General features: G+C 50.1%; 14 protein-coding genes. 13 read left to right on the forward strand and 1 reads right to left on the reverse strand.

Going from position 1 to position 15,994, the window contains the following annotated elements:
* From CGC65_RS13985 to rpsU, 8 genes are all read left to right on the forward strand, one after another.
* Entirely contained in the window at positions 1–759 is a 759-nt protein-coding gene (locus tag CGC65_RS13985) for an ABC transporter ATP-binding protein (RefSeq protein WP_002567505.1), read from the forward strand.
* 14 nt (positions 760–773) lie between these two features.
* Positions 774–1,484, forward strand: coding sequence for an ABC transporter ATP-binding protein (locus tag CGC65_RS13990; RefSeq protein WP_002567506.1), 711 nt, complete (start codon positions 774–776; stop codon positions 1,482–1,484).
* A 255-nt stretch (positions 1,485–1,739) separates the two neighbouring features.
* Positions 1,740–3,215 carry a stage IV sporulation protein A gene (gene spoIVA / locus CGC65_RS13995; RefSeq protein ID WP_002567507.1) on the forward strand — a complete coding sequence of 492 codons (1,476 nt, stop codon included), beginning with the start codon at positions 1,740–1,742 and terminating at the stop codon, positions 3,213–3,215.
* 160 nt (positions 3,216–3,375) lie between these two features.
* Entirely contained in the window at positions 3,376–4,983 is a 1,608-nt protein-coding gene (locus CGC65_RS14000; protein WP_002567508.1) for an MBL fold metallo-hydrolase RNA specificity domain-containing protein, read from the forward strand.
* A gap of 27 nt (positions 4,984–5,010) precedes the next feature.
* The gene (gene rnhA, locus CGC65_RS14005) at positions 5,011–5,493 is read left to right on the forward strand and encodes a ribonuclease HI (RefSeq protein ID WP_002567509.1); all 483 of its coding nucleotides are present in this window, start codon (positions 5,011–5,013) and stop codon (positions 5,491–5,493) included.
* Positions 5,494–5,705: 212 nt separating this feature from the next.
* Positions 5,706–6,671 carry a lysozyme inhibitor LprI family protein gene (locus CGC65_RS14010; RefSeq protein WP_002567510.1) on the forward strand — a complete coding sequence of 322 codons (966 nt, stop codon included), beginning with the start codon at positions 5,706–5,708 and terminating at the stop codon, positions 6,669–6,671.
* A gap of 182 nt (positions 6,672–6,853) precedes the next feature.
* A complete protein-coding gene (gene alaS, locus CGC65_RS14015) occupies positions 6,854–9,502 on the forward strand; it encodes an alanine--tRNA ligase (protein WP_002567511.1) in 2,649 nt (882 codons plus the stop codon).
* A 154-nt stretch (positions 9,503–9,656) separates the two neighbouring features.
* Complete coding sequence (rpsU, locus tag CGC65_RS14020) at positions 9,657–9,833, forward strand: 30S ribosomal protein S21 (RefSeq protein ID WP_003504099.1); 177 nt, start codon at positions 9,657–9,659, stop codon at positions 9,831–9,833.
* Between the two features lie 247 nt (positions 9,834–10,080).
* Here the strand turns inward: rpsU and CGC65_RS14025 are convergent, their stop codons facing one another.
* Positions 10,081–11,826: an Rqc2 family fibronectin-binding protein gene (locus tag CGC65_RS14025; RefSeq protein ID WP_002567512.1), complete on the reverse strand. Its 1,746-nt coding sequence runs from the start codon at positions 11,824–11,826 to the stop codon at positions 10,081–10,083.
* 326 nt (positions 11,827–12,152) lie between these two features.
* Between CGC65_RS14025 and CGC65_RS14030 the strand changes: the two genes are divergently transcribed.
* From CGC65_RS14030 to pgsA, 5 genes are all read left to right on the forward strand, one after another.
* A complete protein-coding gene (locus CGC65_RS14030; protein WP_002567513.1) occupies positions 12,153–13,031 on the forward strand; it encodes a YicC/YloC family endoribonuclease in 879 nt (292 codons plus the stop codon).
* A gap of 43 nt (positions 13,032–13,074) precedes the next feature.
* Positions 13,075–13,707: a guanylate kinase gene (gene gmk, locus CGC65_RS14035; protein ID WP_002567514.1), complete on the forward strand. Its 633-nt coding sequence runs from the start codon at positions 13,075–13,077 to the stop codon at positions 13,705–13,707.
* A gap of 45 nt (positions 13,708–13,752) precedes the next feature.
* Positions 13,753–14,016 carry a DNA-directed RNA polymerase subunit omega gene (gene rpoZ, locus CGC65_RS14040; protein ID WP_002567515.1) on the forward strand — a complete coding sequence of 88 codons (264 nt, stop codon included), beginning with the start codon at positions 13,753–13,755 and terminating at the stop codon, positions 14,014–14,016.
* Between the two features lie 96 nt (positions 14,017–14,112).
* A complete protein-coding gene (gene rimO / locus CGC65_RS14045; protein WP_002567516.1) occupies positions 14,113–15,468 on the forward strand; it encodes a 30S ribosomal protein S12 methylthiotransferase RimO in 1,356 nt (451 codons plus the stop codon).
* Positions 15,452–15,994 carry a CDP-diacylglycerol--glycerol-3-phosphate 3-phosphatidyltransferase gene (gene pgsA / locus CGC65_RS14050; protein ID WP_002567517.1) on the forward strand — a complete coding sequence of 181 codons (543 nt, stop codon included), beginning with the start codon at positions 15,452–15,454 and terminating at the stop codon, positions 15,992–15,994. The genes rimO and pgsA overlap by 17 nt, the downstream gene beginning before the upstream one ends.

The following is a 15,994-nucleotide window of genomic DNA, read 5'->3' on the forward strand; positions in this document are numbered from 1 at the left end:
ATGGCATTACTTGAAGTTAAGAATTTAAGCATATCTTTTGGCGGCCTTAAGGCAGTTGATAATTTTCAAATCAGCATAGAAAAGGGACAGCTTTACGGTCTCATCGGTCCCAACGGAGCCGGTAAGACCACTATTTTCAATCTGCTGACAGGCGTATATAAGCCGGATGCAGGAAGCATTGAGCTGGCAGGAGTCAACATTACCGGCAGGAAAACCACGGAAATAAACCAGGCCGGCATTGCCAGGACCTTCCAGAACATCCGTCTGTTTAAGGATTTGTCGGTGCTGGACAATGTGAAGGCAGGTCTTCACAATCATTACAGGTATTCCACCACAGCCGGAATTTTCCGTTTTCCCAACTATTTTAAGGTGGAGAAGCAAATGGACGAGAGGGCCATGGAGCTGCTCAAGGTATTCGGACTGGACGAAGAGTGCGACTACAAAGCCTCCAACCTCCCCTACGGAAAGCAGAGAAAGCTGGAGATAGCCAGGGCCCTGGCCACGGAGCCAAAGCTCCTTCTCCTGGATGAGCCGGCAGCGGGAATGAATCCAAATGAGACAGCCGAGCTTATGGATACCATCCGTTTTGTGAGGGATAATTTCGATATGACCATCCTTCTGATTGAACATGATATGAAGCTTGTAAGCGGTATCTGCGAAGAACTGACCGTTCTCAACTTCGGACAGGTCCTGTGCCAGGGCGAGACCGGCGCAGTGCTTCACAATCCGGAAGTTGTCAAAGCATATCTTGGTGAATAGGAGGAGCGTATAATATGGCTATGCTTGAAGTCAGGGACCTGGAAGTATACTACGGTGTAATCCAGGCCATAAAAGGAATCTCCTTTGATGTGAACCAGGGAGAAATCGTGGCTCTGATAGGTGCCAACGGTGCGGGAAAGACCACAACCCTGCACACCATCACCGGGCTTATCAGCGCGAAGACAGGAAAAATCGTATATGAGGGAACCGATATAACCAGGGTTCCCGGCTATAAACTGGTGGGCATGGGAATCGCCCATGTGCCGGAAGGAAGGCGGGTGTTCGCCACCCTTACGGTGCTGCAGAATCTGAAAATGGGGGCTTATACAAGAAAAGACAAGGAAGAGATAGAAGCCACTCTGAAGATGATATACCAGCGTTTCCCGCGTCTGGAGGAGCGCAAGAACCAGCTTGCAGGCACCCTGTCCGGCGGCGAGCAGCAGATGCTTGCCATGGGAAGGGCTCTTATGAGCCACCCCAGGATGATTGTTATGGATGAGCCCTCCATGGGACTTTCACCAATCTATGTAAATGAGATTTTTGATATCATCCAGAAGATAAACGGGGATGGGACTACCGTGCTTCTTGTGGAACAGAACGCAAAGAAGGCTCTTTCCATTGCGCATAAGGCCTATGTACTGGAGACGGGCAATGTTGCTCTCAGCGGAGACGCAAAGGAGCTTATGAACAATGATCAGGTAAAAAAGGCTTATCTCAGCGAATAAAGGTAATAATAGTCCACTGGCAGGAAGAATTATGTAAAAATGAATCATGGATATGAGAAAGGAGCAGGGGCGGATAACCCCTGCTTCGTTCCTTGACACCCCTGGTAAGATATGCTATATATAATGTACGGCGATGACGGCCTGATTTTATCTGTTGATTTTGCGTGAATAGACCTGATACATGGTGATTTTGTACCAGTCATATACTCATACCCCCCTGCATATACTATAAAAGCATAGCAAGGGGGTATATTTATGGACAATTTTAATGTATACAAGGATATTCAGGCGAGAACAGGCGGAGAGATTTACATAGGCGTAGTAGGGCCGGTCCGCACAGGCAAATCTACCTTCATAAAGCGGTTCATGGAGCTGCTGGTGCTCCCTGCAATGGAGGATGAGAACCTGCGCAACCTGAGCCGGGATGAGCTGCCTCAAAGCGCGGCCGGCAAGACCATCATGACCACGGAGCCCAAGTTTATTCCTAAAGAAGCGGCCAGCATTAATCTGGCAGACGGTATTGAAGCCAAGGTAAGGGTCATAGACTGCGTGGGATTCATGGTAGACGGGGCAGCGGGGCATGTGGAAAACGGTGAGGAGCGACTGGTGAAGACGCCGTGGTTTGATTATGACATTCCGTTTACCCAGGCTGCGGAAATCGGAACCAGAAAAGTTATCAATGATCATTCCACCATTGGAATCGTTGTGACCACAGACGGCACCATTGGGGAAATTAAACGCCCCGGATACATAGCAGCTGAAAAGCAGACCATTGACGAGCTGAAAAAGCTGGGCAAACCATTTGTGGTACTTTTAAATTCCACCAAACCTTATTCCGACGAAACTGCCAGGCTGGCAAGGGAAATGTCTGAATCATATGGGGTATCGGTGCTGCCTGTAAACTGCGAGCAGCTCAAGAAGGAGGATGTTTTCCATATCCTGGAGCGCGTCCTGAAGGAGTTTCCGGTGACTGAGATGGATTTCCATATTCCCAAATGGCTGGAGATCCTGCCTTCCACCCATTGGCTTAAGGCCCAGGTGATCCAGGCGGCCAGGAATGTAATCCAGAAAGTAACACACATGAAGGATGTGTCCGGGGAACTGGAACAGCAGCATACGGATACCATACGATCCATGAATGTCAAAAATATGCAGATGGCGGACGGCAGGGTGGGTGTCCAGGTGGATATGGATGACAGCTACTATTACCAGATTCTCAGCGACTATGTGGGACTGCCCATTGAAGGGGAGTACCAGCTCATGCAGACCCTGAGCAGCCTGGCTAATATGCAGAAGGAATATGAAAAAGTGCAGAACGCTCTGACCCAGGTGCGGTTAAAGGGATATGGAGTGGTGACACCGGAACGCTCGGAAATCGTGCTGGATGAACCGCAGGTCATCAAACACGGCAACAAGTATGGGGTGAAGATGAAAGCGGAAGCACCGTCCATCAACCTGATTAAGGCCCATATCGAGACAGAGATCGCTCCGATTGTGGGAAGCGAGCAGCAGGCCCAGGATCTGATTGCCTATATCAAGGAAAATGCCAGGGAGAGCGACGACGGAATCTGGAATACCAATATTTTCGGAAAATCCATTGAACAGATTGTGGAGGACGGTATCCAGGCCAAGGTGTCCCAGATGACGGAGGATTGCCAGCTGAAGCTGCAGGATACTCTGCAGAAAATTATCAATGACAGCAATGGCGGTATGATATGCATTATTATTTAAAATCAGCAATAATAGAATGCGTGTTGGGAGAAGGACGATTCTCAGAAAATTGTGCAAATATTGCAATACGATTTGCATTCTTATGGGGAATATGATATACTGTAGCCATAATTGACAGAATATTCTGTGGGGCAAGACTATATTATACTCAGAGGGGAGAATGCAGATGAGACTTACATTTATCGGGGCCGACCATGAGGTAACGGGCAGCTGTCATTTTCTGGAGGTGGGAAATACCAAGGTGCTTATAGACTGCGGTATGGAACAGGGAAATAACATATACCAGAATGCGGAGCTGCCCGTGGGGTATCATGAAATTGACTATGTGCTTCTGACGCACGCGCATATTGACCATGCAGGCATGCTTCCGTGGATTCATGCCAGGGGATTCAGAGGCCAGGTTATCACCACCTATGCAACCGCCGACCTGTGCAGCATCATGCTTAAGGACAGCGCCCACATACAGGAGATGGAAGCTGAGTGGAAAAACCGGAAAGCGCGACGTGCAGGCCGGGGCGAGGTGGAAGCCCTCTATACCATGCAGGATGCTGAGGATGTGCTTAAGCATTTTGAAGGTGTGGCTTACGGGCAGGTATTTAAGCTCAATGACAATCTGACCCTGCGTTTTACGGATGTGGGACATTTGCTGGGTTCTGCCTCCATTGAGATATGGGCCACTGAGGGCGCCAGCAAGAAAAAAATTGTATTTTCCGGCGACATTGGGAATAAGAATAAGCCTCTGATCCGTGATCCCCAGTATATTACGGAGGCGGATTATGTTGTTATGGAATCCACCTACGGAAACCGCTATCATAAAAAGGATGTAAACCATGTGGACAGTCTGGCCAGAATCATACAGGAGACTCTGGACCGGCAGGGCAACGTGGTCATACCGGCCTTTGCAGTGGGACGTACCCAGGAGTTATTGTATCTGATACGCCATATTAAGGAAGAAAGGCTTGTGGCCGGCCATGACAGCTTCGAGGTCTATGTAGACAGCCCTCTGGCCGTGGAAGCCACCCATGTGTTTAAGGACAATATGCTGGAGTGCTATGACGAGGAGACAAAAGCCCTGGTGGAACGCGGAATCAACCCCATTGATTTTCCGGGACTGAAGCTCTCCATTACCAGTGAGGAATCCAAGAACATAAACTTTGACATGACGCCCAAGGTCATCATATCAGCGGCAGGCATGTGTGATGCGGGCCGTATACGCCACCATCTGAAACATAACCTGTGGAGGCCGGAGTGCTCCGTTGTGTTCGCGGGATACCAGGCCGAGGGAACCCTGGGACGGATTCTGCAGGACGGGGCTCAGACCGTGAAGATATTCGGTGAGGAAATTGATGTGCGGGCTCATATAGAAACCATGGATGGAATCAGCGGCCATGCGGACAGGGACGGGCTTATCAGCTGGATATCCGCGTTTGAGAAAAAGCCGGATTATGTTTTTGTGGTTCACGGAAGCGAGGAATCCTGCGTATCCTTCTCGGATGTGCTGAATACCCAGCTGAAACTCACAGCCAGGGCGCCTTTTTCAGGTTCCCAGTTTGACCTTATAAAGGGCTTCTGGATTAAAGAGACAGAGGGCGTTCTCATTGAGAAGGAAACTGCCGCCAAACGCAGGGCCAGCGGTGTTTATACCAGGCTGGTGGATGCTGGCAAGATGCTGTTGGATGTGATTCACCGCAACGAGGGCGGCGCTAATAAGGACCTGACCCGTTTTACGGAACAGATTCTTGCCCTGTGCGATAAATGGGACAGATAGAATGTTACTGACAGGAGATATTGACACATGACGAAGGTACAGATTTACACAGACGGTTCTGCCAGGGGAAATCCTGACGGTCCGGGCGGTTACGGGACAGTGCTTCATTTTACGGACAGCAGCGGCCAGCTTCATGAGAAGACCATGTCCGGCGGGTATGTACGCACCACTAACAACCGGATGGAACTGATGGCTGCTATTGTAGGGCTGGAGGCATTAAACAGGCCATGCCAGGTGGAATTATATTCGGATTCCAAATACCTGACAGACGCATTTAACCAGCATTGGATTGACAGCTGGGTGGCAAAGGGATGGAACCGCGGGAAAAGCGGGCCGGTAAAGAATATCGACCTCTGGAAACGCCTGTTAAAGGCAAAGGAACCCCACCAGGTGAAATTCATCTGGGTAAAAGGACATGCAGGCCATCCTGAAAATGAGAAATGCGATGCTCTGGCCACCTCTGCGGCAGATGGTGGGAATCTGATGACAGATCAGGGGCTGGAGGCATAAATAAGCTTTACCCTGATGCAGTTTAAAAGCAGAAGGCGCTGCTTAACCCTGGATTACATGAAAAAAGGGGATGCAGCGCTTTTTTTGCATTTGTATCTGTTCCTGATTTTCTTACATATCTCTTACAATCTATTACTCCTTTTATCTTCGTGTTTCTTTTCTTCCTTTTTTGTGATAAGGTAAATACAAGATTATGGCAGGGATGTGTTGCGATGAAAGATAAACGGATATGGATTGTGATTGGCTGTATCCTGTTCATAGGAACTGGTGTTACCCACTATACCAAATACTATGTGAACAGCCAGGGGGCGGCCATGATGGCTGAGATTACAGCAGGGGCAGAAGACACGGCGGCAGCGCCTTCCTTTGCCCCGGCTTTGGGACAGCAGGATACAGAGGCAGGCGGAACGGATACAGGTATGGCGGCAGCAGGCAGGGCAGCACCCGCAACACCTGCGGAACGCAGGATGACGGGAGATGCAGGGCCGGGGAATACAGCTTCGGGAAACACGGCATCAGGAGATGCAGGCCTTGCAAGCGCAGCTCCGAAAGGTGCAGATTCCGGAGATGCAGCATACGCAAAGGCTCCTGCAGCAAAGGCAGCAGCAGAGCCCTTTTCGTCCGGCCAGGCAGCTCCTGCAATGGCGGATGCCGCTGGGGAAACAATGGCTTCGGATACTGCGGGTGGCGCCGGTGAGGGGGCCGCTGCTTCGGAAGAGAATATGCCTATTTCCCCTCTCACAGGATCCAGGACCAGGGAATATAAGGTGAGTCTCATAGTAGACTACCGCAAACGCCTGGAAGATTTGGATACCCAGATTCTTAAGATGCGGGAGGAGGAAACGGACTCCAATGTATATTCCATCAAGACCTCGGCGGAAACAGAACTTAAGCTGTGGGAAGGTGAACTGAATTCCATTTACAATGCGCTTATGGAGATGCTGTCCCAGGAGGACGCTGCAAAGCTGGCTTCTGAGCAGCAGGAATGGCTTAAGAACCGGGATGCCAGGGCGGCGGAGAGTTCAGGCAGGAACAGCGGATCTATGGAGGGAATCAGCTATGCGGCCACATTGGCCAGTCTGACCAGGGACAGGGCTTATGAACTGGCAGGACGCTATGAGGAAGCCAACGGGGTGTTCTATGAAGAGGAGGATTCTTCTCAACCGGCATCGCCGTAACAGGAGAAAATATGGAAAGAACGGTCCGTATGACCGGAATCAAGAATTGCGGGAAAGAGGGAAAAACAATGGAAAATCATTGGTTTTCCCTCTCTTTTTTGTTAAGACGGTCTTGATAATTATATAGCGTTATGGTAAAATGACGGTTATGTAATTAGAGCAATGATATGGAGGAAAATAAAGTGAAAGAACCACAGTACCGCGGCGTGAACGAGCTGCGCCGGATGTTCCTTGAATTTTTCGAGAGCAAGGGCCATCTGGCAATGAAAAGCTTTTCACTGGTGCCGCATAATGATAACAGCCTGCTTTTAATCAATTCCGGTATGGCTCCCCTGAAGCCATATTTCACAGGACAGGAGATTCCGCCCAGGAACAGGGTTACCACCTGCCAGAAGTGTATCCGCACCGGCGACATTGAGAATATAGGAAAGACAGCCCGTCACGGCACCTTCTTCGAGATGCTGGGTAATTTCTCTTTTGGGGATTATTTTAAAACAGAAGCCATCCACTGGACATGGGAATTTCTGACCGATGTGGTGGGACTGGACCCGGACAGGCTGTATCCCAGCGTGTACCTGGATGATGATGAGGCCTTCGGCATCTGGAACAAGGAAATCGGGATTCCGGCTGAGCGTATTTTCAAGTTCGGCAAGGAGGACAATTTCTGGGAGCACGGTTCAGGCCCCTGCGGTCCCTGTTCAGAGGTATATTACGACAGAGGCGAGGCCTTTGGCTGCGGAAAGCCCGGATGTACGGTGGGCTGCGACTGCGACCGCTATATTGAGGTATGGAACAATGTATTTACCCAGTTTGATAATGACGGACATGGCCATTATACAGAGCTGGAGCATAAGAATATTGATACGGGCATGGGGCTGGAGCGTCTGGCTGTGGTGGTTCAGGGCGTTGACTCCCTGTTTACCGTTGACACCAACAAAGCGCTTTTGGACAGGGTGTGCCAGCTTGCGCATACAGAATACCAGAAGGACCATGAGACAGATGTGTCTCTGCGTATTGTCACAGACCACGTTAAGTCCTGTACCTTCATGATTTCAGACGGAATCATGCCTTCCAATGAGGGAAGGGGCTATGTGCTCCGCCGCCTTCTGCGCCGTGCTGCCCGTCATGGGAGAAAGCTGGGGATTGAAGGCAGGTTCCTGGCCGGTCTTTCTGAGACCGTAATCGAGCTGTCCAAGGACGGCTATCCTGAGCTGGAAGAAAAGCAGGCCATGATATTCAAGGTACTGTCTGAGGAAGAGGAAAAGTTCAACAAGACCATTGACCAGGGACTGAGCATCCTGGGTGAGATGCAGGATGAAATGCAGAAAACCGGGAACAAGTGTCTTTCCGGAGCCAATGCATTCAAACTGTATGATACTTATGGATTCCCTCTGGATCTAACCAAGGAAATTTTGGAAGAGAGAGGCTGCACCGTGGATGAAGACGGCTTTGCCGCCGCCATGAAGGAACAGAAGGAAAAGGCCAGAAAGGCCCGCAAGACTACCAATTACATGGGTGCGGACGTGACTGTATACCAGTCCATCGATCCTTCTGTTACCACTGAATTTATTGGTTATGACAGGCTGACGGCTGATTCCAGGGTGACGGTCCTGACCACGGAAGAAGAGCTGGTACAGGCCCTTACAGACGGACAGAAGGGTACCATCATCGTGGAGCAGACCCCGTTCTACGGAACCATGGGCGGCCAGCAGGGAGATACAGGTGTTATCTCCAATGAAAACGGCGCCTTTAAGGTTGAAGACACCATACACCTTCAGGGCGGCAAGGTAGGCCATGTGGGCGTTATGACAAAAGGCATGTTCCAGGTGGGAGAAAACGTGACTCTGTCTGTATGTGCCCACAACCGCGCGCTTACCTGCAAAAACCACAGCGCCACCCATCTGCTTCAGAAGGCTCTGCGCAAGGTATTGGGAGACCATGTGGAGCAGGCTGGTTCCTACGTGGACGCTGGCAGGCTGCGTTTTGACTTTACCCATTTTTCAGCCATGACACCGGATGAGATTAAGAAGGTGGAGGAACTGGTGAACCAGGAAATCCAGGCATCCCTTCCGGTCGTCACCCAGGTTATGACACTGGAGGAAGCCAAGAAAACAGGAGCCATGGCTCTGTTCGGTGAAAAATACGGAGATAAGGTGCGCGTGGTGCGCATGGGAGATTTCTCCACGGAGCTCTGCGGCGGCACCCATGTGCCGAATACAGGCACCATTGCATATTTTAAGATTATTTCCGAGGCTGGTATTGCCGCCGGTGTAAGGCGTATTGAGGCGCTTACATCCGAGGGGCTTATGAAACATTATCAGGAGGTGGAAGAGGAGCTTCAGGAGGCGGCCAGGACAGCCAAGACAACACCGTCCGCGCTGACTTCCAAGATACAGTCCCTTCTGGAGGAGATTAAGACCCTTCACTCCGAGAATGAGAAGCTTAAGAGCAAACTTGCCAATGACTCCCTGGGAGATGTTATGAGCCAGGTCAAGGAAGTAAACGGACTTAAGGTTCTGGCAGCCAGGGTGGCCGGAGTGGACATGAACGGCATGAGAAACTTAGGCGACCAGTTAAAGGACAAGCTGGGAGAAGGCGTCATTGTACTGGCCTGCGAGCAGGACGGCAAGGTAAACCTTATGGCTACAGCCACAGATTCCGCCCAGAAAAAGGGCGCCCACGCAGGCAACCTGATTAAAGCCATAGCTGGTCTTGTGGGCGGCGGCGGCGGCGGCCGTCCCAACATGGCCCAGGCCGGCGGCAAAAATCCGGCAGGTATCGACGATGCTCTTAAAAAAGCGGTTGAGACAGTGGAAGAACAGACAAAATAGTACATGTGCAGATAAAATTTAAAAATAAATGTAAGAATTATAAAAAAATTCTTGACGTACGGTATTTTTATGCTATAATCATAGCAGTGCTAAAAATACCCAAACAGTTGTATTATGCACAATTACACAACTGGAGGGAGGTTAGGTGTGAGCGATGTCAAACGTAATTGTTAAAGATAACGAGAGCTTAGACAGTGCTTTACGCAGATTCAAAAGAAACTGTGCAAAGGCTGGCATTCAGCAGGAAATTCGTAAGAGAGAGCATTACGAGAAGCCAAGCGTAAGACGTAAGAAAAAGTCTGAAGCTGCTCGTAAGCGTAAGTACAACTAATTCACTGGTTGGATTAGGTGTTAATGTAGTGGAAAATCAACTGGCTGTCATAAGTGATTATGGCAGGCAGTTGTTTTTTTGCTTTTTTCGGATTTATATACCTGGCGGAAGAGATGCACAGTCTGCGGAGAGGGGAGGCGGGGGTGCGGGGCTTGTATTGCTTTACATCCAACACAACCCCTGCAGCCTCAAGCCTCCCCTCTCCGCAGACGTACCGTACTCTCGTTCACGACACTATAAATCCAAATCACTCCACTTCATTCAACCCGCACTCCGGCGATGCCACCAAAGAGTAATTGGTATGGTAAATCACGAATCCGGGTGCGGCTCCGGCTACCTTTTTAATGTTCTTTTTCTGGATATAGTCGATTTCCACCTTGTCATTGTCACGGCCTTTGGAATAGTAGGCGGCCAGGGAACCGGCTTCTTCAAAGAGGCGGTCGGGAAGGTCGGCGCGGCCCTCAGTTTTTACGATGACATGGGATCCGGGAATGCCTTTTGCGTGGAACCACCAGTCGTTTCCTGTGGCCAGCTTGAAGGTGAGTTCCTCATTCTGGTAGTTGTTCTTTCCCACGTAAATGTGGAAGCCGTCGGAAGAAATGTAGTGGAAGGGCTTGCTGGTGATTTTCGGCTTTTTGTCGCTGGAACGGCGCTTTTTGATATACCCGTATTCCATCAGCTCTTCCTTAATCTGCACCAGGTCGTTTTCGGCCAGGGCTATGTCCAGGGCGGAGCTGATGGATTCCAGATGGTCGATTTCAGCCTTGGTCTCCTTTGTCAGGTCTGTCAGGGCTTCATAGGTGCGCTTTAATTTGTTGTATTTGTCAAAGTGCTTTTTGGCATTGTCCTTTGCTGACAGCTGCGTGTCCAGGGGAATGGTGATTTCCTCATTGGTGTAGTAGTTAAGGCAGGTAAAGGATTTCTCGCCGCCGGTGAGCTCATAGCCGTAGGTGTTCAGGAGTTCGCCGTATATGCGGTATTTTTCACGTTTTTCAGTGTCTTTCAGCTGTTTTAGCTGTAAATCGTATTTTTTGTTGTTGCGCTCCAGGGCTGTCTGGACGATCCGGCGAAGGTCTGAAGACTTTTGACGGATTCTGGTGAGGGTGTCCCGGGAAGCATAGTACTCCTCCAGCAGATGGCTCATGGACCGGAAGGACTGGCTGCGGTAAACGCCGCCTTCGTAACAGGTCAGGGGCAGGGCAGCGTATTCTGCCGGGCCTTCTTCATCAAAGACAATGGCAGGAGCAAAGCGCCCTTCCTTTACATCCTCCATCACCAGGGAAAAAGTGTGGTAAAGGTGCAGAAGTTCTGTTTCAGACAATTCAGAGGCGCCGTAATCCGAATCAATGCTTGCCAGGTGGCATATTTCCTCAGCCATAATGGGACTGATGCCTGTGAGATGGTTGTACAGGGCTTTCTGTATGGACATGGAGGAGGATCCTACTGTCTGGCGGAAGGTTTCCTCTGTGACCGAAAGAGGATTTTCCTTGGCAACGGTCTGGGGGATGAAATAGGTTCGCCCCGGCAGCACCTCACGGACAGAGCTGACCTGAGCGGACACATGCTTGATGCTGTCGATGATGGTGCCGTCCTCCTTGCAGAAAATGATGTTGCTGTGCTTTCCCATGATTTCCACAATCAGTTTTTTGCGGCACAGGTCCCCCATCTCGTCTAAGTGCTCCAGCTCGAACTGGATGATGCGCTCTAAGCCGGGCTGGCTGATGTCCACGATTCTGGCACTGCCGATGTGCTTGCGCAGCAGCATGCAGAAATTAGGCGCTGTCATGGGACTGGGTTTGTTTTTGTCCGTCAGATAGATAAGGGGGAGGCTTGCGCTGGCCGATATCTGGAGGCGGTAATTTTCCCTGTTATTTTTAATGGCTATGAGAAGCTCGTCCTTTTCGGGCTGGGCGATTTTAGATATGCGTCCGCCCCCAAGGGCTTCCTTGAACTCATGAACCAGGTTTGCTATGGTAATGCCGTCAAATGCCATATGATATATACACTCCTGTCGGGCCTGTATTAACGCGGGAAATGCTGTTTGGACAGGGAAAGGGGATGAACCGGAAGGTTCCCTGCTTCGGGGCATGTCCGGGCGCTGTGGCCGCTGAATATAAGAATACCATAATTTGACGGAATAGAAAAGGCCCTGCATTTGAACCGCCCCGTTAATTGCTTCACTGGAAATTGGGTTGGCCGGCGGAAATTGTTTTGCTGAACAAGCGGAAATTGCTTTGTTGAACAATTTGTTGACTTGATTCCCCAGATGAATTATAATACTAACTAACTATGGATAAAAGCGAAAGAGAGGCATTCGTTATGTTAAAAAGCATGACTGGTTTCGGCAGATGCGAGAATGTGACGGACGAGTACAAGATTTCTGTCGAGATGAAGGCCGTTAATCACAGATATCTGGATTTAAGTATTAAGATGCCCAAGAAGTTCAATTATTTTGAAGCTTCCATCCGGACACTCCTTAAGAAATATATCCAGAGGGGAAAAGTGGATTTGTTCATCAACTACGAGGATTACACAGAAGGCAATATGTGCCTTAAGTACAACCGGGCGCTGGCTGCTGAATATATGGAGTACTTTAACAGGATGTCGGATGAGTTTGGCATCCAGAATGATGTGAAGGTGTCGGCCCTGGCCAAGTTTCCTGAGGTGCTTACCATGGAGCAGGTGCCGGACGACGAGGAGCATCTGTGGGAAATCCTTTCAGAAGCCCTTAAGGAGGCCGCTGTCAAGTTTGTGGAGTCGAGGGAGATAGAGGGAGAACATCTTAAGAAGGACCTTTTAGGCAAACTGGATTATATGGAAACGCTGGTGGATTTTATCGAAGAGCGCTCCCCCCAGATTTTAACAGAGTACAGAAACCGGCTGGAGGACAAGGTAAAGGAGCTTTTAAGCAACACAGCCATGGAGGAGAGCCGTATTGCGGCAGAAGTTACCATCTATGCGGATAAGATCTGTGTGGATGAGGAGACGGTGCGTCTCAGAAGCCATATACACAACACCAGAAATGAGCTTTTAAGCGGAGAGAGCGTTGGCCGCAAGCTGGATTTCATTGCCCAGGAGATGAACCGGGAGGCCAATACCATCCTGTCCAAGTCCACGGACCTGTCCATCTCGGACAAGGCCATTGCCCTTAAGACCGAGATCGAAAAGGTCAGGGAGCAGATACAGAATATTGAATAGGAACATCCAAATAAGTACATTGAAAAGTCAGGGAGAGCATACCATGAACCAGCAGGGAATTTTAGTGGTAGTATCCGGATTCTCCGGAGCAGGAAAGGGAACACTCATGAAAGAGCTGCTAAAGCGGTATGACAATTATGCATTGTCCGTATCCGCCACCACAAGGCAGCCCAGGGAAGGAGAAAAGGACGGGGAGGATTATTTCTTCGTCAACAGGGAATATTTTCAGCAGATGATTGAGGAAGGGCGTCTGGTGGAGTACGCTCAGTACGTGAACCATTACTACGGCACGCCCAGGGATTATGTGGAGAAGAAGATGGCAGAGGGAAAGGACGTGATTCTGGAGATTGAGATTCAGGGCGCCCTTAAGGTGAAGAAGCGTTTTCCTGATGCGCTGCTGATTTTCGTGACGCCGCCCAGTGCCGGGGAGCTTCGCCGCCGTCTGGTAGGCAGGGGAACAGAGACCATTGAGGTCATCAATGCCAGGCTCCGCCGTGCCGCTGAGGAGGCGTCGGGTATGGAAGCCTATGATTACCTGCTGATTAACGACGAGATTGATGCCTGTGTGGAGCAGATGCATCAGCTTATCACTCTGCAGCACAGTAAGACCTGCTATCATTTAGACTTCCTGAGCAGGATGCGGGAAGAACTTTACCACCTGGATGACAGACAGTAAACCATTTATAAAAATCATATAACAATTTTGAAAGGGGAATGTAATATGTTACATCCATCATACACCGATTTAATCAACGTAGTAAACAGCGATATTGAGCCAGGGGAACAGCCGGTGGTACAGAGCCGTTATTCCATCGTCATTGCGGCTTCCAGACGCGCCAGACAGCTTATTGCGGGGGAGGACCCCATGGTTGCCGGAGCAGCAGGAAAGAAACCTCTGTCCATTGCCATTGATGAACTGTATCACCAGAAGGTAAAAATCCTTCCGGAGGAAGAGACAACGGAAGAGGAAGAGCAGAACGCATAAATCATAAGCCGTCTCCTGTACAGGGAAGCATTCTGGGTCATTTCCGGTGCTGCCTGGACAGAGATGGCTTAAATGTTCATTAGGAGTTATTTTCATATGGAGAATATAAAGTTATTTTGCGTATCCCTTGGATGCGATAAGAATCTGGTGGATACAGAGAAGATGCTGGGACTGTTAAACGGACGGGGCATCACGTTTACGGACGACGAGACAGAGGCGGATGTGATACTGGTCAATACCTGCTGCTTTATCGGAGATGCCAAGGAGGAAAGTGTCAACACCATCCTGGACATGGCCCGGTATAAGGAGGAGGGTAACTTAAAGGCCCTTCTGGTGGCAGGATGCCTGGCCCAGAGATATAAGCAGGAAATTCTGGATGAGATACCTGAGGTGGACGCCATCCTTGGGACCACTTCCTATGAGGAGGTGGCAAAGGTGCTGGATGAGGTGCTGGCAGGAAGAACGGGTACCCATCTTTCCTGTTTTCACGATTTGAGCGAGCTTCCCCAGACGGAAGTCAGACGTGTGGTTACCACCGGCGGCCATTATGCCTTTCTTAAAATCGCGGAGGGTTGTGACAAGCGCTGCACCTATTGTATCATCCCTTATTTAAGGGGCCCCTACCGCAGCGTTCCCATTGAGCAGCTGGTGAAGGAGGCCAGGCAGCTGGCGGAAGCAGGCGTAAAAGAGCTGATTCTGGTGGCGCAGGAAACCACTCTCTACGGCAGGGACCTTTACGGGGAGAAATGTCTTCCGAGACTTCTGAGGGAGCTGGCAAAGATTCCGGGTATCTACTGGATTCGCATTCAGTACTGCTATCCGGAGGAAATCACAGATGAGCTTATAGAGACCATCCGGACAGAGGAAAAGGTGTGCAACTACCTGGATATACCCATCCAGCATGCCAGCGACCGGATTCTTAAGCGCATGGGACGCAGGACCAACAAGGAAGAGCTGATGGAGCGCATCGGAAAACTCAGGCAGGAGATTCCGGATATTGCCATCCGGACTACCCTGATTTCGGGCTTTCCGGGAGAGACCGAGAGCGACCATGAGGAGCTGATGGACTTTGTCAATGAGATGGAGTTTGAGCGTCTGGGTGTATTTGCTTATTCCGCTGAGGAGGATACACCGGCCTTTTCCTATCCCGACCAGGTGCCGGAGGAGGTGAAGGAGGAGCGCAGGGACGAAATCATGGAGCTGCAGCAGGACATTGCATTTGAACACTGTGAGAATATGGTAGGCAGGGTGCTTACGGTTCTCATAGAAGGAAAGGTGGTGGATGAGCCTGCCTACGTGGGACGGACTTACATGGACGCGCCGAATGTGGACGGTCTGATATTTGTGAACGGGGATGTGGAACTGATGTCAGGCGACTTTGTGAGGGTTAAGGTAACAGGAGCCGCTGAATATGATTTGATAGGAGAGGTGTATGATGAATCTGCCCAATAAACTGACGATTATAAGAGTGTGTTTGATCCCATTTTTTGTTGCGGCCCTGTTGTTTGACCACGGTAATAACTATACCATGCGTATTGTGGCGAATGTTCTGTTCATTGTGGCCAGTCTCACGGATCTGTTTGACGGCAAGATTGCCAGGAAGTATAACCTGGTGACCAATTTTGGTAAATTTATGGACCCGCTGGCAGACAAGCTTCTGGTTTGTTCCGCGCTGATTTGCCTGATTGAGCTGGGACAGCTTCCGGCCTGGGTTGTCATCATCATCATCAGCCGTGAATTCATCATCAGCGGATTCCGTCTGGTGGCAGCAGATAACGGTGTGGTCATTGCAGCCAGCTACTGGGGCAAATTTAAGACCACTTTCCAGATGGCGGCTGTCATTCTGATGATTTTTAATATTCCGGCCCTGACGCTGGTGACAAACATTGTGGTTGTCATTGCGGTTGCCCTGACCATCATATCCCTGGTGGACTATGTGGCAAAGAATATCAAAATCCTGACAGAGGGAGGCATGTAG

The organism is Enterocloster bolteae, assembly GCF_002234575.2.
GTDB lineage: Bacteria > Bacillota > Clostridia > Lachnospirales > Lachnospiraceae > Enterocloster > Enterocloster bolteae.